The 26,674-nt window shown below is 40.6% G+C and carries 29 protein-coding genes; 17 read left to right on the forward strand and 12 right to left on the reverse strand.

Translation table 11 applies throughout. The annotated features are described in order from the left end of the window. The first annotated feature begins 8 nt into the window (after positions 1 to 8). From CFH81_05040 to CFH81_05065, 6 genes are all read left to right on the forward strand, one after another. On the forward strand, positions 9 to 1,067 hold the full coding sequence (locus CFH81_05040) for a type IV pili twitching motility protein PilT (GenBank protein DAB39601.1): 1,059 nt from the start codon (positions 9 to 11) through the stop codon (positions 1,065 to 1,067). Between the two features lie 59 nt (positions 1,068 to 1,126). Next, positions 1,127 to 1,777: a colicin V synthesis protein gene (locus CFH81_05045; protein ID DAB39602.1), complete on the forward strand. Its 651-nt coding sequence runs from the start codon at positions 1,127 to 1,129 to the stop codon at positions 1,775 to 1,777. Between the two features lie 10 nt (positions 1,778 to 1,787). Further along, positions 1,788 to 2,258, forward strand: coding sequence for a transcriptional repressor (locus CFH81_05050; protein DAB39603.1), 471 nt, complete (start codon positions 1,788 to 1,790; stop codon positions 2,256 to 2,258). After that, positions 2,258 to 3,790, forward strand: coding sequence for a lysine--tRNA ligase (gene lysS / locus CFH81_05055; protein ID DAB40427.1), 1,533 nt, complete (start codon positions 2,258 to 2,260; stop codon positions 3,788 to 3,790). Before CFH81_05050 ends, lysS begins: the two co-directional genes overlap by 1 nt. Positions 3,791 to 3,853: 63 nt before the next feature. Further along, positions 3,854 to 5,104 (forward strand): serine hydroxymethyltransferase, encoded by a 1,251-nt coding sequence (glyA, locus tag CFH81_05060; GenBank protein DAB39604.1) that lies wholly within the window; start codon positions 3,854 to 3,856, stop codon positions 5,102 to 5,104. Beyond that, positions 5,088 to 5,609 carry a hypothetical protein gene (locus CFH81_05065; GenBank protein DAB39605.1) on the forward strand — a complete coding sequence of 174 codons (522 nt, stop codon included), beginning with the start codon at positions 5,088 to 5,090 and terminating at the stop codon, positions 5,607 to 5,609. The genes glyA and CFH81_05065 overlap by 17 nt, the downstream gene beginning before the upstream one ends. Before the next feature lie 34 nt (positions 5,610 to 5,643). Here the strand turns inward: CFH81_05065 and CFH81_05070 are convergent, their stop codons facing one another. Next, a complete protein-coding gene (locus tag CFH81_05070; GenBank protein DAB40428.1) occupies positions 5,644 to 6,345 on the reverse strand; it encodes a 16S rRNA pseudouridine(516) synthase in 702 nt (233 codons plus the stop codon). Between the two features lie 180 nt (positions 6,346 to 6,525). On the opposite strand from CFH81_05070, the gene CFH81_05075 reads away from it, so the two are divergent. The 5 genes from CFH81_05075 to CFH81_05095 all read left to right on the forward strand — a co-directional run bounded on the left by CFH81_05075 (position 6,526) and on the right by CFH81_05095 (position 11,459). Continuing rightward, the gene (locus tag CFH81_05075; protein DAB39606.1) at positions 6,526 to 7,332 is read left to right on the forward strand and encodes a hypothetical protein; all 807 of its coding nucleotides are present in this window, start codon (positions 6,526 to 6,528) and stop codon (positions 7,330 to 7,332) included. A 7-nt stretch (positions 7,333 to 7,339) separates the two neighbouring features. Next, positions 7,340 to 8,749: an anthranilate synthase component I gene (locus CFH81_05080; GenBank protein DAB39607.1), complete on the forward strand. Its 1,410-nt coding sequence runs from the start codon at positions 7,340 to 7,342 to the stop codon at positions 8,747 to 8,749. A gap of 2 nt (positions 8,750 to 8,751) precedes the next feature. Continuing rightward, complete coding sequence (locus CFH81_05085; protein ID DAB39608.1) at positions 8,752 to 9,546, forward strand: shikimate dehydrogenase; 795 nt, start codon at positions 8,752 to 8,754, stop codon at positions 9,544 to 9,546. Positions 9,547 to 9,618: 72 nt separating this feature from the next. After that, a complete protein-coding gene (locus tag CFH81_05090) occupies positions 9,619 to 10,269 on the forward strand; it encodes a DNA-binding response regulator (protein ID DAB39609.1) in 651 nt (216 codons plus the stop codon). Then, positions 10,266 to 11,459 (forward strand): histidine kinase, encoded by a 1,194-nt coding sequence (locus tag CFH81_05095; protein ID DAB39610.1) that lies wholly within the window; start codon positions 10,266 to 10,268, stop codon positions 11,457 to 11,459. Before CFH81_05090 ends, CFH81_05095 begins: the two co-directional genes overlap by 4 nt. 9 nt (positions 11,460 to 11,468) lie before the next feature. Here CFH81_05095 and CFH81_05100 read toward each other — a convergent pair whose 3' ends face one another. From CFH81_05100 to CFH81_05150, 11 genes are all read right to left on the reverse strand, one after another. Continuing rightward, positions 11,469 to 12,818: a 3-deoxy-7-phosphoheptulonate synthase class II gene (locus tag CFH81_05100; GenBank protein DAB39611.1), complete on the reverse strand. Its 1,350-nt coding sequence runs from the start codon at positions 12,816 to 12,818 to the stop codon at positions 11,469 to 11,471. A 168-nt stretch (positions 12,819 to 12,986) separates the two neighbouring features. Beyond that, complete coding sequence (gene cmoA, locus CFH81_05105; protein DAB39612.1) at positions 12,987 to 13,697, reverse strand: carboxy-S-adenosyl-L-methionine synthase CmoA; 711 nt, start codon at positions 13,695 to 13,697, stop codon at positions 12,987 to 12,989. Then, a complete protein-coding gene (locus tag CFH81_05110) occupies positions 13,694 to 14,497 on the reverse strand; it encodes a bifunctional riboflavin kinase/FAD synthetase (GenBank protein DAB39613.1) in 804 nt (267 codons plus the stop codon). Before CFH81_05110 ends, cmoA begins: the two co-directional genes overlap by 4 nt. Position 14,498: 1 nt before the next feature. Continuing rightward, positions 14,499 to 15,218, reverse strand: a complete 720-nt coding sequence (locus CFH81_05115) for a TlyA family rRNA (cytidine-2'-O)-methyltransferase (protein ID DAB39614.1) — start codon at positions 15,216 to 15,218, stop codon at positions 14,499 to 14,501. Continuing rightward, complete coding sequence (locus CFH81_05120; protein ID DAB39615.1) at positions 15,215 to 17,161, reverse strand: DNA ligase (NAD(+)) LigA; 1,947 nt, start codon at positions 17,159 to 17,161, stop codon at positions 15,215 to 15,217. The genes CFH81_05115 and CFH81_05120 overlap by 4 nt, the downstream gene beginning before the upstream one ends. Before the next feature lie 71 nt (positions 17,162 to 17,232). Then, positions 17,233 to 17,808, reverse strand: coding sequence for a vancomycin resistance protein (locus CFH81_05125; GenBank protein ID DAB40429.1), 576 nt, complete (start codon positions 17,806 to 17,808; stop codon positions 17,233 to 17,235). A 59-nt stretch (positions 17,809 to 17,867) separates the two neighbouring features. Continuing rightward, a complete protein-coding gene (folP, locus tag CFH81_05130; GenBank protein DAB39616.1) occupies positions 17,868 to 19,007 on the reverse strand; it encodes a dihydropteroate synthase in 1,140 nt (379 codons plus the stop codon). 17 nt (positions 19,008 to 19,024) lie between these two features. Next, complete coding sequence (locus CFH81_05135) at positions 19,025 to 19,639, reverse strand: DNA polymerase III subunit delta' (GenBank protein DAB40430.1); 615 nt, start codon at positions 19,637 to 19,639, stop codon at positions 19,025 to 19,027. After that, positions 19,639 to 20,184 carry a hypothetical protein gene (locus tag CFH81_05140; GenBank protein DAB39617.1) on the reverse strand — a complete coding sequence of 182 codons (546 nt, stop codon included), beginning with the start codon at positions 20,182 to 20,184 and terminating at the stop codon, positions 19,639 to 19,641. The genes CFH81_05135 and CFH81_05140 overlap by 1 nt, the downstream gene beginning before the upstream one ends. 4 nt (positions 20,185 to 20,188) lie before the next feature. Beyond that, positions 20,189 to 21,394 carry an aspartate kinase gene (locus tag CFH81_05145; GenBank protein ID DAB39618.1) on the reverse strand — a complete coding sequence of 402 codons (1,206 nt, stop codon included), beginning with the start codon at positions 21,392 to 21,394 and terminating at the stop codon, positions 20,189 to 20,191. A gap of 73 nt (positions 21,395 to 21,467) precedes the next feature. Next, positions 21,468 to 21,941 carry an RNA pyrophosphohydrolase gene (locus CFH81_05150; GenBank protein ID DAB39619.1) on the reverse strand — a complete coding sequence of 158 codons (474 nt, stop codon included), beginning with the start codon at positions 21,939 to 21,941 and terminating at the stop codon, positions 21,468 to 21,470. A 92-nt stretch (positions 21,942 to 22,033) separates the two neighbouring features. Between CFH81_05150 and CFH81_05155 the strand changes: the two genes are divergently transcribed. The 6 genes from CFH81_05155 (at position 22,034) to CFH81_05180 (ending at position 26,670) form a co-directional block, all read left to right on the forward strand. Beyond that, on the forward strand, positions 22,034 to 23,089 hold the full coding sequence (locus tag CFH81_05155) for a coproporphyrinogen III oxidase (GenBank protein DAB39620.1): 1,056 nt from the start codon (positions 22,034 to 22,036) through the stop codon (positions 23,087 to 23,089). 58 nt (positions 23,090 to 23,147) lie between these two features. Further along, positions 23,148 to 23,573, forward strand: coding sequence for a twin-arginine translocase subunit TatB (gene tatB / locus CFH81_05160; GenBank protein DAB39621.1), 426 nt, complete (start codon positions 23,148 to 23,150; stop codon positions 23,571 to 23,573). Next, a complete protein-coding gene (tatC, locus tag CFH81_05165; GenBank protein DAB39622.1) occupies positions 23,573 to 24,328 on the forward strand; it encodes a twin-arginine translocase subunit TatC in 756 nt (251 codons plus the stop codon). The genes tatB and tatC overlap by 1 nt, the downstream gene beginning before the upstream one ends. Beyond that, positions 24,318 to 24,512 carry a hypothetical protein gene (locus CFH81_05170; protein DAB39623.1) on the forward strand — a complete coding sequence of 65 codons (195 nt, stop codon included), beginning with the start codon at positions 24,318 to 24,320 and terminating at the stop codon, positions 24,510 to 24,512. The genes tatC and CFH81_05170 overlap by 11 nt, the downstream gene beginning before the upstream one ends. Then, positions 24,512 to 25,537, forward strand: a complete 1,026-nt coding sequence (locus CFH81_05175; GenBank protein DAB39624.1) for a tRNA preQ1(34) S-adenosylmethionine ribosyltransferase-isomerase QueA — start codon at positions 24,512 to 24,514, stop codon at positions 25,535 to 25,537. Before CFH81_05170 ends, CFH81_05175 begins: the two co-directional genes overlap by 1 nt. Positions 25,538 to 25,707: 170 nt before the next feature. Next, positions 25,708 to 26,670: a hypothetical protein gene (locus CFH81_05180; protein ID DAB39625.1), complete on the forward strand. Its 963-nt coding sequence runs from the start codon at positions 25,708 to 25,710 to the stop codon at positions 26,668 to 26,670. Positions 26,671 to 26,674: the final 4 nt, after the last annotated feature.

Raw genomic sequence — 26,674 nt, forward strand, 5'->3', positions numbered from 1 at the left:
AAATCTCTATGGCCGATTTTGATATTAAAAAGTTGCTTCAAAGTGTTACCGTGCATGGCGCTTCAGACCTTCATCTAGTGAGCCGCACCGAACCTCAGATCAGGCTTGACGGCTCGCTAAAACCCGTCAATCTTCCCAAGCTGACAGGCGAAAACATTGAAGAAATGTGTTATTCTTTAATCACAGAAAGACAAAAACAGCACTTTGAAGAAAACAACGAACTGGATTTTGCTCTTTTGCTTCCCAATATCGGTCGTTTTAGAGCAAACTATTATAGAACATTGGGCGATATGGCCGCGGCTTTTAGAACGATTCCCATTGACGTTCCCTCTCTTGATGACCTCGGTTCACCGCTTGTATACAAAAGTCTAATTAAAAGAGAAAAAGGACTTATTCTTGTTACCGGGCCTACGGGATCGGGAAAATCAACTACGCTTGCTGCCATGCTCAATGAGATCAATCTTCATTATTCAAAACATATCATCACCATTGAGGATCCGGTGGAGTTTATTCATCAAAACAAAAAGGCTGTTTTTTCTCATAGAGGCGTAGGAGAGGATACTAAAAATTTTGCCACCGCGCTCAAATATGCCATGCGTCAAGATCCCGATGTTATCCTTATCGGTGAGATGAGAGACAAGGAAACCATAGAAGCGGCTCTAACGGCTGCGGAAACAGGGCACCTTGTTTTCGGTACACTGCATACCTCTTCTGCACCGAGCACAATCAACCGTATCATTGATGTTTTTAGCGGCGAAGAACAGCCGCAAGTCAGAGCAATGCTCTCCTCTTCTTTGGTGGCCGTTATTGCACAGGCGCTTTTACCCAAATTAGGTGGCGGTCGTGTAGCGGCATCTGAAATTCTGATTACCAACCATGCCATTTCAAACCTTATTCGTGAAGATAAAATACACCAGATCTATTCACAAATGCAATTAGGTCAGGGCGACACGGGCATGCAAACGCAGACACAAGCCCTCCTTAAATTTCTCAGAGAAGGAAAAATCAGCCGTGATATTGCTCTGCAATATGCCAATAAGCCTGATGAAGTTTCCAAATTAATATAAACTTGCTAAAGTGTTTTTAGATACAATAACGAAAAATGAGTCAACAATAGGGATTTTAGATGGATTTTGCAATAACAGATTTTAATTATTTTGATGTCACTATCGGCGCTATTGTTCTGATACTTGGCATCAAAGGGTTTATTGGCGGATTTATTAAAGAAGTATTCGGCCTGTTGGGTCTTGTCGCCGGTGTTTATTTTGCTTCCCGCTTTGCTGAAACTGCCGCTAAAGTGATTGATACCAACTTCTTGCATTTAGAAAATACTTCCTTGCTTAAGCTTATCGGTTTTCTTGCTATTTTAACCATGGTATGGCTTGGAGCCACCCTGCTTGGCTCTCTTTTTTCCAAATTGAGCGACGCAAGCGGATTGGGATTTCTCAATCGACTTTTTGGTTTTATTGCAGGGGGAGGAAAATACTTTATTATTTTTGCCCTCATCGTCACTGCATTATCGAATGTTGCTCTCATCAAAGACAATCTTGAAAAATATGTAAAAGAGAGTGTGCTCTACCCTTATTTAAAGGCAACTGGTTCTTATCTAATTGATCTTGACACTTCGGCTTTAGGCTTAAATCCCTCAACAACTATTGAAAATACAAAAGAAGCTGTTGATCAGAACGAAACCAATCTTTCAACCACTTTTCAATCAGAAAGCAATACAACTTTAGAAAACCGTACTGAAGCTAATCGCACTATGTCTTCATATTAAAAGGGTATCGATGATTGCCTATTCTCTTCTTTTAAAAAAATTTAAAATACTGCTTAAGGATAATGCACTCAAGTTCACCAAACAAAGAGAGCTTATTTTAAAATTTCTGTATGAAAACAGCGGTCATTATACGCCAGAAGAGATTTATATACTTCTTAAAAAAGCCTATCCTGACATCAATGTCGGCATTGCTACAGTCTATCGAACCCTAGCGCTGCTTGAAGAGTCTGGTATTGTCAGTTCCATTTCTTTTGGAGTTCAGGGCAAAAAATATGAGATTGGACTTAAAAAACATCATGACCATCTTATCTGCACTTCTTGCGGAAAGATTATAGAGTTTTATGATGAAACCATTGAAAGTCAGCAAGAAAAAATTGCTAAAACATTTAACTTCAAGATGACGGGACATACAATGAAGATCATTGGAATCTGTGAAGCTTGCCAAAAAAATAAATACCAACAAACAGAGGAGAGACTTTGATATTTGAAAATCAATATATTCAAGAGCGCATCAAAAAAACAGAAATCTTAAGAGAAGAAGGCATCAATCCCTATCCCAACCAAATCAAAAAAGGAATACCCTCCAAGCAATTCATAAAAGAGTGTGCCTACATCAAAGAGATAGATGCGGATGAAAAAAAAGATCTGTCAAAAACCTATACGCTTACAGGCAGAATCAAATTTATCCGCATTATGGGAAAAGCTGCATTTGCCAAACTTGAAGATACTGATGGGTTGGTGCAAATTTATTATAATCGCGACGACCTGCCTGAAGGATATTATAATAAAATTAAAAAGCTTATTGAAGTCGGAGATATTGTTCTTGCCGAGGGTTATCCTTTCATCACGCAAACCGGTGAATTAACGCTTCATTGTAAACGTTTTGAGATTGTCAGTAAAGCCATCTCTCCGCTTCCGGAAAAATTTCACGGATTGCAAGACCATGAATTGCGCTACCGCCAAAGGTATCTTGACATGATCATGAATCCGGAAGTTAAAGACAACTTCATCATGAGAAGCAAAATTGTTTCGCTTATAAGAAGATTTTTTGAAGAGAGATCCTTTTTGGAAGTCGAAACACCCATGATGCACCCTATTCCCGGCGGTGCAAATGCCAAGCCCTTTATCACCCACCATAATGCGCTTGGCATAGACAGATATTTGCGTGTAGCACCCGAACTCTACCTTAAGCGTCTTATTGTCGGAGGAATGGAAGCGGTTTTTGAAATCAATAGAAACTTTAGAAACGAGGGAATGGACCATACCCATAATCCTGAATTTACCATGATAGAATTTTACTGGGCCTATCATACCTATACAGATTTGATGCAAATTACAGAGGCGCTTTTTGATTATCTTTTTGAAAATCTCAACCTATCAAGAGTACTCCCTTATGGGGATCAAAAGATCGATTTTGCAACACCTTTTGCAAAAGTACCCTATATGGAAGCCCTTACAAGCATAGGGGGTGTTCCGCAAGAAGTGGCCGCCAACAAAGAAAAGGCATTGCGTTATCTGGCCGAACATCACATCAAAGTTGATGCCAACCTGACCTTGGGTCACTTACAGGCCGAACTTTTTGACGAATTTGTAGAGCCCAAACTCATTAATCCCACCTTTATCACCGATTTTCCAATAGACATTTCTCCCTTAGCAAGAAGAAATGATAAAAATCCTGATATTGCCGAACGCTTCGAACTCTTTATCGCAGGAAAAGAGATTGCGAACGGATTTAGCGAGCTAAACGACCCGCTGGACCAATACGAACGATTTAAAGCACAAGTGGCAGCAAAAGACGCCACCGGAGATGATGAAGCGATGCATATGGATACCGATTATGTCAAAGCGCTAAGTTACGGCATGGCGCCAACAGCAGGCGAAGGCATAGGCATAGACAGGCTTGTTATGATGCTGACCGATCAGCACTCCATCAGGGACGTACTCCTCTTCCCTGCAATGAAGCCCGAAGTGCCAAGGCATGAGGTCACAAATGAGAATCAACAAGCAGAGTAATATCTAAGTAGAAATTAGATATAAACCAAAAAAAATAAGATTTACTATAAAAAAAGGAACACTATGTCATACGCAATGGAAACATTTGACCCTGAAGTATTTGAGGCGATCAAGCATGAGCTTGAAAGACAAACCAATCATTTGGAAATGATAGCAAGCGAAAACTTTACGCTCCCCGCGGTGATGGAAGCAATGGGTTCTGTACTTACAAATAAATATGCAGAAGGCTACCCAGGCAAAAGATACTATGGCGGGTGTGAATTTGCAGACAAAGTGGAACAGCTTGCTATCGACAGAGCCTGTGCGCTTTTTGACTGCGGCTATGCCAATGTCCAACCCCATTCAGGAAGCCAGGCCAACAGCGCCGTGTATGCGGCACTGCTTAAGGCCGGAGATAAAATTTTGGGGATGGATTTAAGCCACGGCGGGCATTTAACACATGGTTCAAAACCAAGTTTTTCCGGGAAAAACTACCATAGTTTTACCTATGGCGTAGAACTAGACGGACGCATCAACTATGAAAGAGTGATGGATATCGCCAAAATCACACAGCCTAACATTATTGTATGCGGAGCCTCTGCCTATGCAAGAGAGATCGATTTTAAAAAATTTCGAGAAATAGCCGATGCGGTGGGCGCTATTTTATTTGCCGATATTGCCCATATTGCCGGTCTTGTATGTGCAGGCGAACATCCCAGTCCGTTCCCTTATGCCGACGTGGTGACAACCACAACACACAAAACTCTTGCAGGACCGCGAGGCGGCATCGTTTTGACCAACGATGAGGAGATTGCTAAAAAGATTAACTCTGCGATATTTCCCGGACTTCAGGGAGGACCGCTTGTTCATGTAATTGCCGCAAAAGCAGTAGGATTCAAACATAATCTAAGTGATGAATGGAAAGTCTATGCAAAACAGGTTAAAGCAAATGCCGGCGTGCTTGCGGATGTTCTAATGAGAAGAGGGTACAATATAATCTCCGGCGGTACAGACAACCACCTTGTATTGGTTTCTTTCCTGAACAAAGAATTTTCAGGCAAAGACGCGGATGCTGCACTGGGAGCTGCAGGAATCACAGTGAACAAAAACACTGTTCCCGGGGAAACAAGAAGCCCGTTTGTTACATCAGGTATTCGAATTGGCTCACCTGCACTTACAAGCAGGGGTATGAAAGAAAAAGAGTTTGAAATCATTGCCAATAAAATTGCGGATGTACTTGATAATATCAACGATACAGCACTTCATGCCGCAATCAAAGAAGAGATGAAAGAACTTGCTTCGCACTTTGTAATTTACGATAAACCGATTTATTAAGGGTAAAGCCATCAAAGTTTTCAGCCTTTCCCTTTTTGATGACTTTTATTATATTAAAAGAAATGCGATTGTTGAAAAAATAACATTCAACAATCGTACATTCTATGCTAAATTTGAACGCATCAATGCTCCCCTTACGCCTCTGCTTTTTCAACAGCATCTTAATAAAGAATACACAATCGCCGTCCCTTTGCTCAAAAACAATCGCACCAACTATCTGGTGCTTGAATACAAAGGAGAAGAGCACCAAAGATTTATTCCTCTCGTAAAACATCTTTTAAAAACTTTGGACATTGGCATCTATTGTTTTTTTCAAGGAAAGAATGAAGAAAAAATACAGGCATTTATAGAGGTAGAAAACATAACACTTGAAGAGGCCGACAAAATACTTCTAAAGATCTCTGATGCGCTTAAAACCAAACTCACCAAAAAATGGAAATGCCTGCCCTCTTCTTCTCTGCCTGAGGCCTACAATATTGTTACGTTGCCTTATAAAGTTTTGTGACAAAAAACATTACTGCAATGCCATCTGCCTATTCTCAAAACAGTATATCTTCTTTACAAATAATTTTGTACTGCCCCTCTTGTAAATCACCGATCTCTATATTTGCAAATTGTTTCCTATGCAGCCTTACCACCTTGTTTCCCACTGCTGCAAACATTCTTTTGACCTGATGATATCTTCCTTCAGTAAGCTCTACGGTTGCGTTATAGCTGTCTATTATGGTTAATTTTGCACTCATACAGGGTTTATCATCGCCGTGCAGCATAAGTGTGCCTGAAGAAAAAATATCGACCTCATCTCCTCTTACCGGTGAAGCCAGGGTCACCTCGTAGAGTTTAGCTACATGCTTTTTGGGTGAAGTAAGCGCATGATTCAATGCTCCGTCATCTGTAAGCAATATGACACCGGTCGTATCGCCGTCAAGTCTGCCTATGGTAGAAATTTTAGGATTTCTCTTTTGCCACCTAGGGGGCAAAAGAGAATAAATGAGTCTTCCGGCATCATTGTGCGAACAGACATACTTCATAGGCTTATAGAGCACAACAATAAGTGTTTGGGGATCAAGCGGCTCGCCATCGATGGTGACATCGGCATGATAGACTTTTTGTTTAACATCTTTGGAAACCATTCCGCATACTGCAACCTGACCATTTTTAATGAGATGCTGCACCTCTTTTCTGCTTCCATAACCCAAAGAGGTGAGTATTTTGTCCAGTCTATCCAAGTCCAACTCCACCAAAATTTAAAACAAGTCTATCCAAAATGAGATTAAACTATATTGGAGTATATACGAATAGTGCAATGTTTTGTATCATCTTAAAATGCTATTCAGTAAAGAAGCTGGCGCTGCGATAAAGTTTTATATAGATAAATATGATATAATTGATCAAAAATTATATCCGGAGAATCTTCCCTTATGAACCATCACAATCTTGACGATTTGATCATCGATAATATTGATCCAAAAAATAGTAAAATGAAAGGTCTTCTGACCATTATCGCACTCATCATCGTTATTTTAATCGTGGCCATCATCCTTACCAAAATCATACTCAAAGATCCCAACACGCAAAGAATAGCCTTGGAAGAGAACAATACCGAACTCATCAGTCCGGAGCTTACTCTGCAGCATGCCGTGGAAACAGAGGAATCTCAAAAAAATACTATCCTCGGCATACCTGCCAAAGAGGAACTAAAAAAAGATGAAATATCACTTTCTGCCCAAGAGGTCTCTTCTCCAGAACAAGAATCTGCCGCGTCAACAGAAAATCAGCCAACCCAAAACAAGCAAAAAACAGAAATAGTTTCCAAGATAGTTGAGCCTGATGAAGAAGTATCCGAATATACAGCAGCAGAAACCATTGAAGAAAAACCTGAACAGGCACCTATCCAAGAAACAACTGTACCTGCACCTGCCAAAATTACAGAAAAAACAGTTGCGCAGTCTGTCCCGGAAGAGCCGGTAAAAATTCCGACGCCTTCTTCGCAGCCAACCGTTTCTTCACAATACTATATCCAAGTCGGCTCGTTCAGATCGATGCCTAGTGCACAGTTTTTGAACGTTATTAAAAATAGCGGCTTTGAATATCATATCGTACCTGAACCTTTAAACAATACTAAAAAATTGCTCATAGGGCCGTACACAAACCGAAGCGAGGCTGATGCCGCGATCATACGAGTCAAAGACCGCATCAATAAAAGTGCATTTGTGATAAAAAAGTAGACACAGCATGAACTATAAGACTTTTCTCTTTGATCAACTGACTCCTGTTGCCTTATATGGAAAAATAAAAAATCTTTTTCCAAAAGAAATCACTATGCTTTTTGAAAGTGTCGTTAATACGAATGACGGAAATTTCAGTTTTATCACAATCGGAGCACAGGAACGCCTTACCTACAAAAATAACACAACAACCTATACTGATGCCTCCGGAACAAAAAAAACTCTTCAGGAAAATCCTTTTTCATTTTTAAAAACCTACTATCAGGCCATAAATAAATCAAGGTATCAAGAAAATGCATCCGAACTTGGATTTTCATTTGTTGACGGATTTATAGGCTTCATTGGCTATGATATGGTAAGGGTGTTTGAACCGACACTGGAAAAAAGTATGGGTCACCTGCCTGATCCGCTGAACACTCCCGACCTTGATCTTGTGCGACCCAAAATCATTATCGCCTATTCACACAAAAATGCAAAAATCACTTTCATTCTCAACGATGAGCGCATGTCAAGTTCTCTGCAAAAAATCGAAGCTATGCTGCAATCTGCGTTTGTGCCGATGCCGTTAAGTCCCATAAAACTGGAAGATGAAGGAAACTTCAGCATTGATGAAGAACGTTTTAAACAATTGGTTGACGAATCCAAAGAAAACATAAGAAGCGGCGACATTTTCCAAATTCTTATTTCCAACCGCTACACACAAAAAGCCAAAGTTGACCCTTTGAGTTTCTATCGGGTATTGCGATCAAAAAATCCTTCGCCTTATCTTTTTTTGCTTGATTATGAAGATTTTTCAATTTGCGGCTCTTCGCCCGAAGTAATGGTTCGACTCACAGAAGGGGAGATACTTCTCCGCCCTATCGCAGGAACAAGAAAACGCGGCAAAAGTCATCGCAGGGACAAAGAGCTTGAGCTTGAAATGCTTTCTGACCCCAAGGAGTGTGCCGAGCATTTAATGCTCGTAGACCTAGGAAGAAATGATGTGGGCCGAGTGGCAAAAACAGGAACCGTCAAAGTTACCGAAATGATGCGCGTAGAACGCTATAGCCATGTGATGCATATGGTTTCTGATGTAGAAGCCATTCTTCAAGAAGATAAAGATATGTTTGATCTCTTTGCGGCAACATTTACCGCAGGAACGATGACGGGTGCGCCCAAAATAAAAGCCATGGAGCTGATTGCGCACTATGAAAACCTAAAGCGTGGTTTTTACAGCGGGAGTGTAGGTTATTTTTCCTTCAACGGAAATATGGATTCAGCGATTGCCATTCGCACCGCGCTTATCAAGTCTGACAGTATTACACTCCAAGCAGGCGCGGGAATTGTAGCGGATTCGAAGCCTGAACTCGAGTATCTTGAAGTGAAAAATAAATTAGGGGCGCTCATGGCTACCCTTAAAGAGATGGAAACTTTTTAGCCATGAAACAACTCTTCGCCATCTTTGGCAACCCGGTTGCACATTCAAAATCACCGCTCATGCATAATCTTGCCTTCAAAGGGTTAAACTACCCTGCATGCTATACGCGCTATCTGCTCAGAGACGGAAAGCGACTTAAAGAGACTTTTTTTGCTTTAGGCCTAAAGGGTGCCAATATTACCGTACCCCACAAAGAAGAAGCCTTTAAGGCGTGTGATGCAGTAGATAGTTTTGCCCAAAAGGTAGGAGCGGTCAATACAATTGTAGAGCATGAAGGCAGACTCTATGGCTACAATACAGACGCACCGGGTTTTCTTAAGACAATACAATCGCTTAAAGAAATCAAAACGATTCTCCTTCTGGGCGCCGGAGGCACAGCAAGGTCCACTGCTGCTATATTGAGAGATACGGGACATGAAGTAATCCTTTTAAACCGAAGTGCCGGGCGCTTAAAATACTATGAAGAGGAAGAGTTTGAAACGTATACCTTTGATAACTTTCAGCCAAAAACCTATGACCTTGTGATTAATATGACGTCAGCCGGCCTGGAAGACGATCTTCTTCCGGCCCCGGAAGAAATACTTAAAAAGATCATCCCCTCTTCTAAAGCTTGCATAGATATCATTTACGGGAAAAACACCCCTTTTTTACAATGGGCCAAAATCTACAATAAACCAACCAAAGACGGCAGCGATATGCTTCTTCATCAGGGGGTTATTGCTTTTGATTATTTTACTGGCCACCGCTTCGCACAAAGAGATATTGAACCGCATATGAAACAAGCATTTTTGCTCTAAAGCATTGCCTATTTGATTTTAATTAACCTTTTATGCATAAAATAAAGAAAATATTATCAAAAGGCTAGAAAAATGATAAATATCCTTATGATTGAAGATGATACAGAATTTGCTGAACTTTTAAGTGAATACCTTGCACAATATGACATAAAAGTTACCAACTATGAAGATCCTTATTTGGGTTTAAGCGCAGGCGTTAAAAAATATGATCTGCTTATCCTTGATCTGACGCTGCCCGGCATGGACGGGCTGGAAGTGTGCAAAGAAGTCGTACAAAAATACAATATCCCCATCATCATCTCTTCAGCCAGATCAGACATCAACGATAAAGTACAGGGTTTGGCACTTGGAGCGGATGACTATCTTCCCAAACCCTACGATCCCAAAGAGATGTATGCTAGAATCACGTCTTTGCTTAGACGTTACCACAAAACACAACACGAAGAAGATGCTCCAAAAAGCGACTTTGAGACAAGGGGCGATACGATCTACTTTAAAGGAGAAGCTCTTATTTTAACTCCTGCAGAATTTGAAGTCCTCTCACTCCTTGTCAAACACCAAGGCATCACTCAGTCTCGCGAACAAATCATTAATACATCCCAAACCATGAGCATTGATTCACAAGGAAAAAGCCTGGATGTCATCATCTCAAAAATCCGCTCCAAACTTGATGACCCCAAACGCATTCAAGCAGTACGCGGCATTGGATACAAACTCGTATGAAAAGCTTTACTTCTCTGCGCAGCAAAATTAATCTTGTATTTTCCATCACACTGTTGCTGCTTGGTATACTTTTTATCGTATCGATTAAATATGACCACAATAAAGTCGAAGATCTCACTGAGACACAAGAAAGAGAGATATCCCATTACCTCTATATGTATTTTTTAAAACACGGAAAGATTGACGAAGCCTATCTGGAAGCACAAAATATCTCTATTATTACAGACAAGGGACAATTGGTACAAATAGAACGCTACTTTAAAGATAAAGGCAAATATACGCGTTATGCTGTAGATACCTACCGCCTAAAGCGCATTATCCTTATCAATAACGACCGATTTAAACTCTTTCTCGAAAACAAAAATAAAGCGGTTTTTCCACTCAAACGCGCGCTTATCTTTTCAACAGTATTTTTTTTGATACTTATGCTTTATCTTTGGATCATTAGAAGCCTTAAGCCTCTGTCTGTGCTCAAACAAAAAATACAAACATTTTCCCAGGGCAATTTAAACATTGCGTGTACCAGCGACAAAGAAGATGAAATTGCTGAAGTTGCCAATGAGTTTGATCATGCAGTCAAAATGATACGTGAATTACTGCAATCAAGACAATTGTTCTTGCGTGCGATTATGCATGAGCTTAAAACACCTATTGCCAAAGGAAGACTGGTAAGTGAGATGCTAAGCGAAGAAAAACATAAAGTACGGCTGCATAGTATCTTTGAAAGGCTCAATCTTCTCATAGATGAGTTTGCTAAAATTGAAAAAATTACTTCTAAAAATTTCAAATTGGATATCAGATCTTATAAGGTGAGTGATCTTGTGGAGGCCAGCATTGATCTGCTGATGATAGAAAATCCAAAGCAATTTATCCGTCTTGAGATCAAAAAAGACTATCAGCTAGACGTGGATTTTGAACTCTTTTCTCTGGTGATTAAAAATTTACTGGACAATGGCATCAAATACAGTATCGATAAAAGCGTAACGGTCATTATCGATACAGATAATTTTTTGATTATCAATAAAGGAGAGGCCCTAAAAGAACCTTTGGAAAACTATTTTGGACCTTTTCACGCTTCCCAAAAAGGTTTGGGGTTGGGTATTTATATCATAAAGAGTATTTTGGATATCCATCAAATGAAATTAACTTATCGCCATGAAGAGAAAGAAAATATCTTCATGGTGCGCTAAGAAAATATATTATTTTGATATATTTATCGTATCTGAGAGTGTAAAAGCAAGCTCCAGCGCCTGGCTTGCATTGAGTCTTGGATCGCACTGGGTGTGATAACGGCTTGCAAGCCCTTCGTCTGTGATTGCACAAGAAGTGCTTCCTGTGCACTCAGTTACATCATTGCCTGTCATTTCCAGATGAATGCCTGCTGCCACCGTACCCATTTCTTTGTGAATAGCAAAAAACTGCTTCACCTCACTTAAGATGTTATCAAAATCTCTGGTTTTAAACCCGGTGGAACTCTTTTCCACATTTCCATGCATTGGATCACACGACCATACCACGTTTTTACCTTCCTCTCTGACACGCTTAAGCAGTGCAGGAAAATATTGGGCTATTTTGTCTGCGCCCATACGCACTATAAGGTTCAGCCTTCCTTCTTCATTGTGAGGATTGAGTGCATCAATAAGCGCTATAAGTTCATCGCCTTGTATGCTAGGGCCCACCTTGACTCCAATAGGATTTTTTATACCTCTAAAATACTCAATATGCGCTTCTTTGAGATCTCTGGTTCTGTCACCGATCCACAACATATGCGCCGAGCAGTCATACCATTCTCCTGTTTCCGTATCAAGTCTCGTTAAAGCCTCTTCATAGTTAAGAAGCAATGCTTCATGCGAAGTATAAACTGTGGTTTGATGAAGTTGCGGCAAAGTATCACTATTGAGTCCGCAAGCAGCCATAAAGTTCATTGCATAGTCTATTTTTTCACTTAATTCATCATATTTTTTCCCAAGAGGATTATCTTTAATGAAATCCAAATTCCACTGATGCACTTTTTTCAAATCCGCCAAGCCTCCTCTTGAAAAAGCACGCAAAAGATTGAGCGTAGCCGCCGATTGATTATAGGCCCTAATCATGTTGTGGGGATTGGGTACTCTGGCTTCTTCGGTAAATTCAATACCATTGATGATGTCCCCGCGATAGCTAGGAAGTGTTTCGCCGTTTATCTCTTCAAAATCGCTGCTTCTTGGTTTTGCAAATTGTCCGGCAATGCGCCCCACTTTAACAACAGGCTTTCCCGTAGAATACATCAGCACCATGTTCATTTGCAGCATTAATTTAAAAAGATTCTTAATACTTTTAGCGCTAAAGTCACTAAAACTTTCTGCACAATCTCCGCCCTGAAGCAAAAAAGCCTCTCCGCGCCCTGCCTGAGCCAATTTTTCCTTAAGTCTTCTTGCTTCGCCGGCAAAAATAAGCGGAGGATAAGAACTAAGTTCTTTTTCTACTTTTTTGAGTTCTTCTTTGTTTTCATAGGTTGGTTGTTGCTTTATAGGAAAATCTCTCCAGCTACCGGGTGTCCAACTCATTATATGTCCTTCAAATAAATTGGGAGATTATAGCTTAAAACATTTGAAAAACAAAATTAAAAGGAATCACACTGTGAACAAGTAGTTTAAAAACAGCTTATTCACTTGGTGAAAAACGTGTGAATAACTTATATTAAATAATACAACTCGTATTTTAGGACAATACAAGTTTTACTGTTTTTTTGCAACAAACGTCACAAAATTTGCCCATTGAAAAATAGTCTCCACCTGGGCAAATCCGGCGTCCTTGCACATCTGTAGGTTTTCTTCGATCGTAAAAGGTATCAATACGTTTTCAAGGGCTTCCCGCTTTTGGGCTATCTCATATTCACTGTAGCCCTGCGCTTTTTTATAGTCGTAATAAATATCGATCATCTGCTTATCAAGTCTTTTATCAACAAATATCACCTTCTCGGAAAAAATAAACATTCCGTCTTCATTTAACCCTTCAAATATACTTTTAACAAGTTCTATGCGCTGCATAGGGCGAATAAACTGAAGCGTATAATTAGCAATGACAATATCTTCGTCTTTGTACTCATACGCCAGCATATCTGCAAGCTCAAGCTCTATATCCACGCCAAAAGCCCGGCATTTTTGTCTTGCTCTATCGAGCATCGCCTGTGAATTATCCAACCCCTTTAATTTCATCTTGGCATCCATCTTGGCGTACAGATCAAGCAGAAATTTCCCTGTAGAAGAGCCTAAATCAAGTACTTTTTTGCCTTCTTTTTGTTCAAATAAAATCAATGAGATAATGAGTTTTCTTACCTCATCATAAAATGGCACCGAACGGCTAAGCATATCATCAAATACAGAAGCAACTGCTTCATCAAATTCAAATTTCTTCTCTATAGGTTTTTCAAATACTTTATCTTTCATCCAATATTTCCTGCCTGCTTGATATCGTTATCTATCTGTATCTTGAGCGCATCTAAATTTTCAAATTTTTTATTTTCGCGCAAAAATGCTAAAAACTCCACCAAGAGAGTGCCTTCAATTGCACCAAAATCTTCATTTAGAATATGTGTTTCTACGGCGTATGAACCATCAACACTTATTCTATGGCCCAGAAAGCTGACACTTTGATACCATTTCTGTTTGATTTTCGTTCGTGTAGCATAGACACCCTCTTTGGGAAGCTGATAATGGTCAATATGAAGATTGAGCGTGGGCACAAGTGCTTTTCTCCCTAAGCCTTGCCCCCGGATGATCTTTCCTTCTATCTGATAAAGTCGTCCGAGCAAAAGGTTTGCCATTTCTACAGAGCCTTTTTTAAGGTAGCTTTTGATGTTGCGGGAGTGCACTGCAATACCTTGTATGCTTACTTCTTCTATGATACATACTTCTCCGTCAAATATTTCTTTGAGCCGTTGTGCGTTGCCGGCTTTGGATTTTCCAAAATGAAAATCATACCCTACGACTATTTTTTTCAATGAAGGAAAATCCGCCCTTAATCTCTGCACAAAAGCTTCAGGAGTCAAAGCGTTGATCTTTTCAAAATGATAAAAATGACATTCTCTGTCTGTATAGAGTGTGCGTTTGTAACCGGGGGTAAGGTATCCGCCGTTGCGCTCTATAATTACAATCGCTTCAACCTGCCCAATAAGCACTTGATGCGCGATATGCATACCGTCAAATGATCCAATCGCTACGGAGGTGATTTGATTGGTTAAATGCACGCTATTTCTCCTGCTTTATAAAATGATACAGATACTCTTGATTGCCCTCTTTGCCGGCAATTCCTGAAGGTGCCTGATGGATACATTTCCAGCCAAGTCCAAAAGTATATTGCTCAAACGCTTCTTTTTTCCTCTCTATGGCGTCTTGATCTACCACCACCCCTTTGCTGTCCCGTTTTGCCTCTTTTCCTACTTCAAACTGCGGCTTGTAGAGTATGATGATATCTGCGTAAGCAGTTGTGAGCCTATCGATATCTTTTATAATCTGCAAAATGGAAATAAAGGAAACGTCACAGGTGATCAAATCAAATTCAACGGCGCTTTCAAAATTCCGTATATCGGTCTGCTCGTATAAAGAGAGTCTGGTATCTTTTCGCAAGGAGATATGCAATTGATCTTTTCCCACATCTACACAGCTCAACATTTCTACGCCATTTTCAAGTAAAATCTGCGCAAAACCTCCTGTGCTTGAACCGATATCCAGAGCTCTTTTATTTTCCAGCGCCATAGGATATGAGGCCAAAAAATTTTCCAGTTTTCTTGCTGCCCTGCTGACATAAAACTTTTCATTATCAACCTCTATAAGTGAATGGCTATTTACCTTCACCGAAGGTTTTGCGGTCTTTCCGTCCACCTTTACTTTTCCTGCCTTGATCGCATCAAGTGCGCGATTGCGGCTTTCAAAATACTCTTCTTCAACGAGGTACTTATCTATTCTCATATCATCTCTTTCATCTGTTCTTCACTCAATGTAGCCACACCCAAACTTTGGGCTTTTTCAAGCTTGGTCCCCGCCTCTTCTCCGAAGATCACAAAATCAGTCTTTTTGCTCACTGATCCGCTTACTTTTGCGCCCAATGCTTCTAGCATCTTTTTGATCTCATCTCTGTTTTGACTCATTGTGCCGGTAAGAACTACCGTTTTATCCTTAAATGGATTGTCTGCAGCTTCTACTTTCTGCTCTATTGCGGGCCTGATCACATCAAAAAGCTGTAAGACAAAATCATGATTGACACGCATAAACTCCAAAAGCGAATTTGCCATCTCTTCTCCGATGCCGTCGATGGCTATAATCTGCTCAAAACGTGCATCCACGATCCTCAAACCAAACTCCAAAGCCAATGCCTTGCTTGCCACTTCACCGATATGCTCTATACCCATGGCATTAATAAGCCTGTAAAGCGGCGCGCCTTTGCTTGCCTGGATCGCTTGCAAAAGATTATTGATCTTCTTTTCTTTGAAGCCTTCAAGAGAGACCAAATTCTCGGGTTTAATAAAATAAAGATCAAGAATATCTTTGATGATTTTTTCTTTAACCAAAAGTTCTACAATTTTCGATCCCAGTCCATCAATATTCATGCATCCTTTTTTGGCAAAATGGATAATAGAATTGATTACACGGTCAGGACAATGCAAGTTTTGGCACTTAATCAATGCACCCTCATCAAGAAGTTCGCTATGGCATGTCGGGCATAAAGTCGGACGATTCACAGGCTTTTCGCTTCCGTCGCGCCTATCGGTTAAAACTTTAATAATCTTTGGAATCACATCACCGCTTCGTATAATAATAACGCTATCGCCGATACGAATATCTTTTCTTTCTATTTCATCAAAATTATGAAGTGTTGCACGGTTGACTTTTACGCCTTCTATGTCTACCTCTTCCACTTCTGCAACAGGCGTCACAACCCCCGTACGCCCTACCTGCAGAGTGATCCCTTTGATCTTGGTAACTTTTTCGATGGCCGGAAACTTATACGCACACATCCATTTGGGAAATTTCACTGTATAGCCAAGCTCTTCTTGTTTGTCCACCTCATCGACTTTAATCACCATGCCGTCCATCATCATCGGTATCACATCACGCAAAGCAATAAGCTCTTGATAGAAAGATTCTATCTCTTCGATATTTTTGCACTCTTGCATATAAGGGGGTTTTAAAAATCCAAGCGCATGGATAAAATCCATCTTTTGAGAAAGTTTGGGCTGCTCAAGCGTATTCTCACCTATCCCCCAGGGGTAAAAAACAAGTCTTCGCTTTGCAGTGATGCCGCTGTCAAGCTGCCTAAGGCTTCCTGCGGCGGCATTTCGGGGATTGGCAAAAAGCGGTTCCCCTGCTGCCAAGCGCTCTTGATTGATGGCCTCAAAATCATCTTTACGAATAACTACTTCGCCCCGTATCTCAATACGTCCAGGATAATCAATCCCTAGCGGCACCGAACGGATAGTGCGCACATTATCCGTAACATCCTCGCCCACAACTCCGTCCCCGCGCGTAATAGCCCGTATTAGTCTCCCTTTTTCATAAAGCAGGTTCATGCTTGCGCCGTCAAATTTTGGTTCGCAAAAATACTCGCATCTGCCCGCATTTTTCTCTACCCTTGCAAGCCACTGTGCAACCTCTTTGTTGCTGAAGACATCTTCCATGCTCCACATACGCCTGATATGCTTGGCCTTGGAAAACTCATCGCGTATGACACCCCCCACCCTTCTGGTTGGTGAATCTTCCGCCACTTCCTTTGGATGTGCCTTTTCGTATGCAAGTACCTCATGATAGAGTTTATCATACTCTTCATCACTGGCTACAGGATTATCCTCAACATAATAAGCATGCGCCCATTTTTTAAGGATTTCAATTTTTTTTAGGTAAGTTTCTTTGGTCATTTATTATCTTTATTAACAAAGGAAGTATGTTTTATTGACGTTATTTTATCATTGTTACGCCCGCCGGAGGCTTATGACTTTAAAACTATCTTTTCTTTTTTTGTATCCGGCATGGGCTTTATAGACAAAAGATAGATATCCAAAAATGCTTTGGTGCGTGCCAGATATTCTCTAAACTTCATTCTGTATGCCGCTTTGGTCCCTTGAATATCTTTGGCAGCAAAACCGATTGCTTTTTGCCCCTTCTTTTTGGCGATAAACAGTGCCCTTTCCAGATGAAACCGTTGAGAGACGATAACATAATCCTCTACTTCAAAAACCTCCTTGGTTCTTGCTATAGAATCAAATGTTCTAAACCCTGCATTGTCAAGCATGATATGCCTGGAAGGTACACCGGCATGAATGAGATCTTTTTGCATTGTTGTTGTTTCATCATAATATTTAGTACCGTTGTCTCCTGAAACTAGAATGTCTTTTACTTTGCCTGCTTTGAAAAGTGCGACAGCTGCGCGTATGCGATAGGTATAAAAATAGTTTTTCTGACCTTTGGCAATGTACTTTGCCGTGCCCAAAAGCAATGCAGTCTTTTTAAAAGGAAGTTTGCGGATATCAGTATAAATAGAAGCACTTGCCTGCTGTGCTACCATCGCATTTATACCCGCAACCGCAAATACACACACAACAAGCGCAACCCCTATCCATCGTATCACCTCATGGCCTCAAATACTTTTAATGCTTGCCGGTGCTCACCTACATCATGGCATCTTATAATGCTTGCGCCATTTTCTACTGCCTTAAGATGAATCGCAAGTGTTCCCGGCAATCGTTCAGGTATCGGTGCAGAAATAATTTTGTCTATCATGGATTTTCTGCTTGCGCCAATAAGAAGCTCGCAACCAAATTTTTTGAAATGAGTCAAATTTTTAAGAAGCACAAGGTTGTGTTCCAAGGTTTTGCCAAAGCCTATACCTACATCCAAAATAAGCTTATCCGGGCTTAACCCTAGCGCTTCACACTTTGCGATACGTGCTTCAAAAAAATCACTTACCTCTGTCATCACATCTTCATAGTGTGGATTTTCTTGCATCATTTGGGGAGTACCCTGCATATGCATAATACACAGTTTTGCATCATACTTCAAGGCAAGCTTGATTAGCTCATCATTGCTGGCTCCCGTGATATCATTGATTAAAGCAAAACCGCTTTGCAAAGCATACTCTACTACCAACGGGGTGTAGCTGTCAATGCTGAAAGTAGCTTTCTTGTAAAGCTTCTCTGCTTTGATGGCATCGCAAAGAGGCTTAACACGTTCAAGCTCTTCTTCTTCGCTTACCTCTTGAGACCCTGGACGGCTTGATACCGGACCGATATCAATGATAGAAGCACCTTCATCTATCATCTTTTGACATTTCAAAAGAGCATCCTGCGCTACAAATCTGCTGCCTTCAAAAAAACTATCATCATTGGTATTGATGATACCCATAATCTGAAGAGGATAGATTCTGGCAGAAAGAAATTTTTTAAGTTCTTTTGCCACATTTTTAAGCCCAAAGGGCTGAGCCAATTCTTTACGCGAAAGAATTTCTATATGTTTTTTTGTGCCAATAAGGATACAGTCATACAAAGGCTTCTCGCATGTAATGACTCCGCTTGGCGCTGCAAGCTCTGCACCGATACTCAGAGCATCTTGTTTGAGAATATTGACTGCGGGAGTTTTGAGATCCTTGAGATAGAAGCAAAACAACTCCATTTTTTTTGACATTATCTCTATGCCTTCATGCTCTACTCCTAATGCTTGAAGAGCCGCCTTGTTGTCTAGAATATTGCCAAGCTGATAAATATTCATTTTTACTCCTAATTATTTTAATGCTTTTTTCTTGCCAAAAGCTTCAAAAGCAATACATTAAGAACAAATACCGGGGGAGAACCCATGTCTAAAGCTATAAATGCATTAGAAAAAAGTGTCAATGTTTTTTCATCTATATCATAAGCTTCCGAATGCATAGCCGTTTTACCGATATACTCGACCACTCGCTTCATCTCTTTGGCGTTTGTACGCTGATGTGTCTGCACAAACTTATATACACTGCCCAAAGAGAGCTGTCTCACCTCCAAACCAAAATCCTCTTCTTTAGCGGTTGTCAAAAATGTGACCACAGGGAGTCTTGAACGAATAGTGCCAAGAATCGTTGCTTTGCTTGAAGTGAGCAAAATAAATTCTTTTTTGGCGGGAGGCTCTTCGATCACTTTGAGCAGTTTATTTTGCGCGATAGGAGAAAACAGCTTTGCGGCAAGAATGATCACAGTGGTTTCTTCGCTTGCCAAATAAGCTTTTTCAACAGCCAATTTGGCATCTTCTACCAAAAAAGTATCTTCTTTAATAATTTTTACAAAACGTTCTGTCGTTTTTGCCGCTTCAAGTTCTGCAATGGCTGCTTCGATATTTGAAGTGATAAGAACTTGGCTGGCCAGCTTCATCATTCTAGTTCTAAATCCCCAAAAATCATGGCCGAAACAGTTCTGTCAAAAAGTTTATAAAGTTGCAACAGCTTGATATCCAATAAAGTATCTGCACTTCTTAGAGCAAAACTGTTTGGCACCTCCTGATCCATAATCCATAAGAAACTGTCATCATTTCTGTAGGCCATTTTTGTGTAAGGATGGTCTCCTTTGCCGATATACCAGATAAAATATCCGTTAGGGTAGGAGATATCTAGCATATCTTCAAGCAATTGCATCTCTTGTGTGCTGTGAAGAGAGGAGAGATTGGGAAAAATCTCCGCAAGCTGGTAAAAAGGTAAAAGCGGTCGATTTTTCTGCAGATCATTTATGCTAGTGAGTATATATTTGGCAAACCACTTGCGCGATTCATCAGTCACAACCAGTACGGTTTTTCCTTCCAATATCTGAGAAGCAGCGCTCTTGATTAGAGGTGCCCACTCGTAGCGATATTCTTCCATCCATGAGAAACAAGATTCTTCTTCACGTATGGCGCCCAGTGTCCAATTTAAAAGCTGTTTCATAAAGTTATTTATCTAACTCATATGCTTCATGGAGCATGCGAATAGCCAGTTCTCCATATTTTTCATCGATGATCATAGAGACTTTGATTTCTGAAGTGGAAATCATCTGGATATTAATATTGCTTGCTGCAAGCACGCTAAACGCCTTTGCTGCAACACCTGCATGCGACTTCATCCCCACGCCCACAACGGATACTTTGCAAATGTGATCATCAAAATCCATGCCGGCAATATCATGGTCAAATTTTTCCATCACCCTTCTGGCATTTTGAAGTTCACTTTGGGGAACAGTGAATCCAAGATTTGTTGAACCGTCTGTACCTGTAGTTTGGATAATCATATCTACATTAATGTTTTCATTTGCCAATCTTGTAAAAATTTCTGCTGCGATTCCCGGTCTGTCTGAAACACCTCTGAGTGTAACCCTTGCTTGGTTTTTGTCAAGGACAACCCCGCTGACTAATACTGCTTCCATACTATTGTTCTCCTGTGTAATAAGTGTGCCTTCATTGTCGCTGAAGCTGCTTTTTGCGTATAGTTTAACATTAAGTTTTTTTGCCAATTCCACTGAACGGTTTTGCAGAACCTTCGCCCCCAAAGAAGAAAGCTCAAGCATTTCATCATAAGAGATGGTGTCCATTTTTTTTGCCTTGGGCTCAATACGCGGATCTGTTGTATAGATACCATCCACATCCGAATAAATCTCGCACTGGTCTGCATTGAGCGCACCTGCAATTGCCACCGCCGAAAGATCCGAACCTCCGCGTCCAAGCGTCGTCACCGACCCTTCTTTGCTCACCCCCTGAAATCCTGCCACCACAACAATTTTGCCCTCTTTGATTGCATTTTGCATGGCTGCAGGGTCTATGGATTCTATACGTGCATAAGTATGCGTGGTGTCAGTCACAATCCCTGCTTGACGTCCGCTCATCGCAACAGCATCATATCCTTTAGCCTGCAAAGCAATAGAAAGAAGTGCGGCCGTCACTCTCTCTCCTGCACTTAACAACAAGTCCATCTCTTTTTTTGCAGGACTGGACGTAAAATAATTCGCATACTCAATAAGCTTGTTTGTCTCTCCGCTCATTGCCGATACAACCACCACAATATCATCCCCTGCCTCTTTGGCTTTTGCCACACGATTGGCCACATTTTCTATACGGCTCAAATCTCCAACGCTTGTTCCCCCATACTTATGTACGACTAGCATATCACTCCATTCCTTCCTTTAAATTTAACCTTTTTCAAATCAAGCCCTTTTTCATTTATTTAGTTTGCTCCGATCAAATAAAACCTTCTTGCACAAAATAGTCAATCACCTTTCGATACACTTTTTTCTTAAAATAGGTTACTTTTTTAAAAAGCTCATCATACTCTACAAACTCATGTTCTACAAATTCAGGTATCTCGAATGCATTGAGATCAATGACGGCATCCTCCTTTAGGCGAACTAAAAAATATTTTTGCTTTTGTCCGTCAAAAGGATACTGCTTCCCTCTTGCTATACTGGGAAAATCATAAGATATCCACTCAGGAAATTCTCCTAGAATTTCCACCTTATTGCAACCGATCTCTTCATGCAGCTCTCTGTAGAGGGCCTCTTGAGGCGTTTCCCCTTCGTCGATACCCCCTTGAGGAAATTGCCATGCATTTTTGATGTCACTGCGATGCGCAACAAAGAATTCACACTTATGCGGATATCTGGAAGAGAGGATGACAGCTGCAACATTAGGACGATAACGTTTTTCATTTTGCATCTTACTGCTCACTTCTTTGATTATCAATATGTTTGACTCACTATTTTTCTGATATCATTTTATCCAAAATGCCATTAAAAAAGTGAGTAAATGTGCTAGTCTATCTTCATATCCCCTATTGCGATTCAAAGTGTTATTACTGCAGTTTTAATTCTTATGTCGACAAATTTGATACGCGCACCGCTTATATGGACGCGCTTTACAGGCAGCTCTTTTTTGAATTGAAGCGATTTGGCGCAACAAAAGAGAGTATTGAAACACTTTTCATTGGAGGAGGAACCCCCTCAACGGTTGCGCCGGAACTTTATGCACCTCTTTTTGATTTGCTTAAACCCTATCTTCAAAAAAATGCAGAAATTACTACCGAAGCCAACCCGAACTCGGCAACAAAGTCTTGGCTGAGCGGAATGAAAGCACTCGGCGTCAATCGTGTCAGTTTTGGCGTACAAAGCTTTGATGCAGCAAAACTTAAAGCCCTCAACCGTGCCCATTCGCCCGCACAAGCCAAAGAGGCTATTTTATGGGCAAAAACAATTGGATTTGAACACCTCTCTCTTGATTTAATCTACAATTACCAAGGAGATACGAAAGCTCTGCTTGGCCGAGACATCAAAGAGGCCTTTGCTCTGCCGATTGATCACATATCAGCCTATGAACTCACCATTGAAGAGGGTACGGCATTTTCAATGAAACCCCAAGCAAAACAAGAAAATGACGATTTGGCCTTTTTTGTTTCCGACGAAATCCAAAAAAAAGGATTTTCGCACTATGAAATTTCCAATTACGGCATTTATCAAAGCAAACACAATAAGGGATACTGGAGACTTGAAAATTATATAGGTGCCGGTGCCGGTGCGGTAGGTTTTTTGAAGGATCGTCGTTTTTATCCTCAAAACAGCATTGATGCCTATATTCAAAATCCCCTAAAAATAAAAAAGGAAATTTTAAGCGAAGAAGAAATGCTTACGGAAAAAATATTTTTGGGATTACGCTCAACTATCGGTATCAAAAGCTCTGTTCTTACTGAAACCATGCACGGCAAAGCGATGTTTCTGGTCAAAGAAAAAAAGCTTATCTATAAAAATGAAATTTTTTATAATCCGAACTATTTTCTGAGTGATTCGCTTGCACTCTATCTCTTAGATTAAGGCCGTATCTAATTATTTTTTGGATAAAATAGTCCCATTTAAAATTTGAAGGGGACATATGTTTGGAATCGGCTTTACTGAGTTGCTTCTTATTGCTATCGTTGCGATACTGTTTTTAGGGCCCGATAAACTTCCTGAGGCCATGGTGCAAATCGCAAAGTTCATCAAAAGTGTTCAAAGAACCATACGAGATGCAAAAATTTCTTTAGAAGAAGAGATAAAAATTGCAGACCTTAAAGAGGAGGCACTCAGCTACAAAAGACAACTCGATGAGGCTAGCAGTGAACTTAAAGGCTTTAAAAATATAGATGCCAATCCCATCAAAGAGATCAATGAAGCCATAAGCGATGCAAAAAAAACTTTTTCCGGCACCAGTCTTCTTGAAGAACAAAGCGAACCGGCAGCTGCATCGGTGGAACCAAAGCGTGATACCGTTACTTTTGAAAAAAACAAAAAAGAGAATGATGACAAAGGCAATACATAATGTTTAGTGAATTAAAACCGCATCTTGTAGAGTTAAGAAAAAGACTTGGACTTTCCGTGCTCTCTGTTTTTATCATGTTTGCAGTCGCCTTTACTTTTCATGAGCCTATCTTGGAATGGGTCACCCATCCGCTGAATGACGCGCTTACTCAAGTGTCGGAAATCTCAAAAAAAGCAGCCGAAGGAATGGTGACCACGCATCAGGTGGGAGGAGCCTTTTTTGTGGCGCTGAAAGTCTCTTTTTTTGCAGCATTGATCGGAGCGCTTCCTTTTGTCCTTTATCAGCTCTGGCTCTTTATAGCGCCGGGGCTCTACGCCAATGAAAAGAAAATGATTCTCCCTTTTGTGTTAGGGGGAACGGTAATGTTTGTGATCGGTGTGCTTTTTTCTTACTATATCGTCACGCCGTTTGGTTTTCAATTTCTTATCACTTTTGGTTCATTTCTCTATACCCCTTTGATCAACATCGAAGATTATGTAGGATTTTTTACGAAGATTATGGTGGGTTTTGGTATTTCGTTTGAATTGCCTGTATTTGCTTATTTTTTAGCATTATTGGGGTTGGTGACTGATCGCACGCTTGTTGACTTTTTCAAATATGCGATTGTCATTATTTTTGTGGTTGCAGCGCTTTTAACTCCTCCCGATGTCCTGACTCAGTTTCTTATGGCTGTACCTCTCGTGCTCCTGTATGGTCTATCTATCCTTATTGTTCGCATGGTCAATCCTGCCCCAAAAGAAGAGAATGACGAATAAAAAATTAAAATTGGGTCATAAAGATTTTATGCCCTTTTTAAAGTCATTGTGCGCACTAAAGACCGGGGGTCAGCCGCCGAGATTATCCGCCAATATGCTTTGCAGTCCGACACAGTACCCCGATGGTCTTTCAATTTTTTCCAAAAAGAGTGCAAACTCAAAGACCCGCAGAGTGTTTTATTGATGCTTTCTCCCGAACTTCTTACTCAAAACTATGACTATAAGCTCCCCGAAGGATTCATAGCCACAGCGCCTGTGCATCCAAGGGATCATGCCAGGCTGCTGGTGTATGATAGAAAATCAGATACGATCACCCATACCACCTTTAAACATCTGTTGGATTTTGTTCCCAAAGAGTGTGACATTTTTCTCAATGATACGCGAGTCATCAAGGCGCGTATTTTCGGCACCAAAAAAAGCGGCGGAAAAGTAGAGTTGCTTTTCAATAAACCTGTCGATGCGTATCACTATGCTGTGCTTATACGCGGAAAAGTAAAAACAGGGACGGAGCTTTTGTTTGAAGACGGCTTGGCAGCTACCGTAACCGCGCTATGCGATGACGGCTCGCGTTTGGTCTCCTTTACACATGGGGGCAAAGAGATACGATTTGAAACGCTGGTCCCTATTTTAGACAAAATAGGCCACATTCCTCTTCCTCCCTATATGCAAAGAGAGGATAACAAAGAAGACGAAATCGATTATCAAACGCTTTTTGCCAAACATGCAGGTGCAGTAGCAGCCCCTACGGCCTCTTTGCATTTTACCCCCGAACTTTTTGCTGCTTTAGAAGTCAGACATAAAACACATAGAGTCACGCTGCATGTAGGAGCAGGGACTTTTAAGCCCGTAGAAACTGAACAGATACTTGACCATCCTATGCATTCTGAATATTTTCACATCAGCAACGAAGCAGCAAAAGTCATTCAAAGCAAAACCCCTATTTTAGCCATTGGTACAACCGTAACAAGAACAGTGGAATACTTCACCAGGACAGAACGGCAGGAAGGAGAATGCAACCTTTTTCTAAATCCGCACAATCCGCCCCAAAGAGTTTCTCATCTGCTTACCAATTTTCATTTGCCAAAAAGCACACTAATCATGCTTGTAAGTGCTTTTATCGGGAGAGAGAAAACATTGCACATATACAATGAAGCTATTCAAGAAAAGTATCGTTTTTTTTCATATGGCGATGCCATGCTTATACTTTGAAAAAAATGAAAAAACACTTTGCGCCCCATAGAGACACGCAAATCAAAAGATAAAATCTTCGATACTTTCATCGTGCATTCTGACAGTCTGACATAAAAATCCCTTTAAAACAGTATCATATTTTAGTGAATTTTTCAGGCAATATTTTATAATTATTGTATAATTATAGGATGGAAAAATTAACCTATTTAACTCTTTTTAGTATTGTCATGCTGATGACAGGATGCAGTCAGAAAGATCCAAAACCTTATCACCATCCAAAAAATCCTGACTATAGTATAAAGAAACCAAAAGTAGTCTATGAACCCAGTAGAAATAATTTAAGCAAAATGGTCGAGGAGTTGCAAGGCAGGCCTTATGTGTGGGCCGAAGAGGGACCTGAATGTTTTGATTGTTCGGGGTTTACCTACTATGTATATGGCAGCATGGGTATAGATATTCCCAGGGTAGCAAGAGAACAGGCCAAAGTCGGCAAAACAATCAATGTCGAAGAGTTACAATATGGCGATTTGATCTTTTTCAACACTACCGACCAGCCGGGTCAAAGCATCACTCATGTAGGGCTTTATCTTGGAAACGGGTGGTTTACCCATGCGAGCACAGGCAAATATGAAGTGCTCTATACCAATCTTTATACGTCCGTTTATTTTAAAGAAAGATTACGGGTTTGCCGCAGATATCTGCCTGATGCACAGATTGAGGTCAATAAAAGAAAACCATGGAAAATTGTAAGAGAAAAGCCGATTAAATTGCAAACAGAAGCCTTAATAAGATTGGCAGCCATCCCTCCTGCGGCCAAGGAAGTTCCGATTGTGGAAGAATCGCTTGCTCCTGCCCTAAAAAAAGAATCCGGACACGATATTGTTTGCGCTGTACCTGTCAGCAGGGAAAATACGGCCAATGGTATCTTTTATGTTCAGGTGGGATCTTTTGAAGGAAAACCAAACAATGATCTGCTTCTTACTATTACCCATCAAGGCTTTGCCTATAAAATGATACAATTTCCAAAAGGAAATGTTCAAATTAACAAATTGCTTATAGGACCGTACAAAAGCAAAAAAGAGGTTTTAGCTGCCCTGTCCAATGTTAAACAAAAAATTCAAAAAGATGCTTTTATTGCAGAAATACGATAAAATC

The organism is Sulfurovum sp. UBA12169 (genome assembly GCA_002742845.1).
In the GTDB taxonomy this organism is placed as follows: domain Bacteria; phylum Campylobacterota; class Campylobacteria; order Campylobacterales; family Sulfurovaceae; genus Sulfurovum.

Bases quoted from the DNA above. Each gene is read 5' to 3' on its own strand.
- CFH81_05040 (DAB39601.1), top strand. From the start codon at position 9: ATGGCCGATTTTGATATTAAAAAGTTGCTTCAAAGTGTTACCGTGCAT.
- CFH81_05045 (DAB39602.1), top strand. From the start codon at position 1,127: ATGGATTTTGCAATAACAGATTTTAATTATTTTGATGTCACTATCGGC.
- CFH81_05050 (DAB39603.1), top strand. From the start codon at position 1,788: ATGATTGCCTATTCTCTTCTTTTAAAAAAATTTAAAATACTGCTTAAG.
- glyA (DAB39604.1), top strand. From the start codon at position 3,854: ATGTCATACGCAATGGAAACATTTGACCCTGAAGTATTTGAGGCGATC.
- CFH81_05075 (DAB39606.1), top strand. From the start codon at position 6,526: ATGAACCATCACAATCTTGACGATTTGATCATCGATAATATTGATCCA.
- CFH81_05080 (DAB39607.1), top strand. From the start codon at position 7,340: ATGAACTATAAGACTTTTCTCTTTGATCAACTGACTCCTGTTGCCTTA.
- CFH81_05085 (DAB39608.1), top strand. From the start codon at position 8,752: ATGAAACAACTCTTCGCCATCTTTGGCAACCCGGTTGCACATTCAAAA.
- CFH81_05090 (DAB39609.1), top strand. From the start codon at position 9,619: ATGATAAATATCCTTATGATTGAAGATGATACAGAATTTGCTGAACTT.
- CFH81_05095 (DAB39610.1), top strand. From the start codon at position 10,266: ATGAAAAGCTTTACTTCTCTGCGCAGCAAAATTAATCTTGTATTTTCC.
- cmoA (DAB39612.1), bottom strand. From the start codon at position 13,697: ATGAAAGATAAAGTATTTGAAAAACCTATAGAGAAGAAATTTGAATTT.
- CFH81_05115 (DAB39614.1), bottom strand. From the start codon at position 15,218: ATGAGAATAGATAAGTACCTCGTTGAAGAAGAGTATTTTGAAAGCCGC.
- CFH81_05120 (DAB39615.1), bottom strand. From the start codon at position 17,161: ATGACCAAAGAAACTTACCTAAAAAAAATTGAAATCCTTAAAAAATGG.
- CFH81_05125 (DAB40429.1), bottom strand. From the start codon at position 17,808: ATGGTAGCACAGCAGGCAAGTGCTTCTATTTATACTGATATCCGCAAA.
- folP (DAB39616.1), bottom strand. From the start codon at position 19,007: ATGAATATTTATCAGCTTGGCAATATTCTAGACAACAAGGCGGCTCTT.
- CFH81_05135 (DAB40430.1), bottom strand. From the start codon at position 19,639: ATGAAGCTGGCCAGCCAAGTTCTTATCACTTCAAATATCGAAGCAGCC.
- CFH81_05140 (DAB39617.1), bottom strand. From the start codon at position 20,184: ATGAAACAGCTTTTAAATTGGACACTGGGCGCCATACGTGAAGAAGAA.
- CFH81_05145 (DAB39618.1), bottom strand. From the start codon at position 21,394: ATGCTAGTCGTACATAAGTATGGGGGAACAAGCGTTGGAGATTTGAGC.
- CFH81_05150 (DAB39619.1), bottom strand. From the start codon at position 21,941: ATGCAAAATGAAAAACGTTATCGTCCTAATGTTGCAGCTGTCATCCTC.
- tatB (DAB39621.1), top strand. From the start codon at position 23,148: ATGTTTGGAATCGGCTTTACTGAGTTGCTTCTTATTGCTATCGTTGCG.
- tatC (DAB39622.1), top strand. From the start codon at position 23,573: ATGTTTAGTGAATTAAAACCGCATCTTGTAGAGTTAAGAAAAAGACTT.
- CFH81_05170 (DAB39623.1), top strand. From the start codon at position 24,318: ATGACGAATAAAAAATTAAAATTGGGTCATAAAGATTTTATGCCCTTT.
- CFH81_05175 (DAB39624.1), top strand. From the start codon at position 24,512: ATGCTTTCTCCCGAACTTCTTACTCAAAACTATGACTATAAGCTCCCC.
- CFH81_05180 (DAB39625.1), top strand. From the start codon at position 25,708: ATGGAAAAATTAACCTATTTAACTCTTTTTAGTATTGTCATGCTGATG.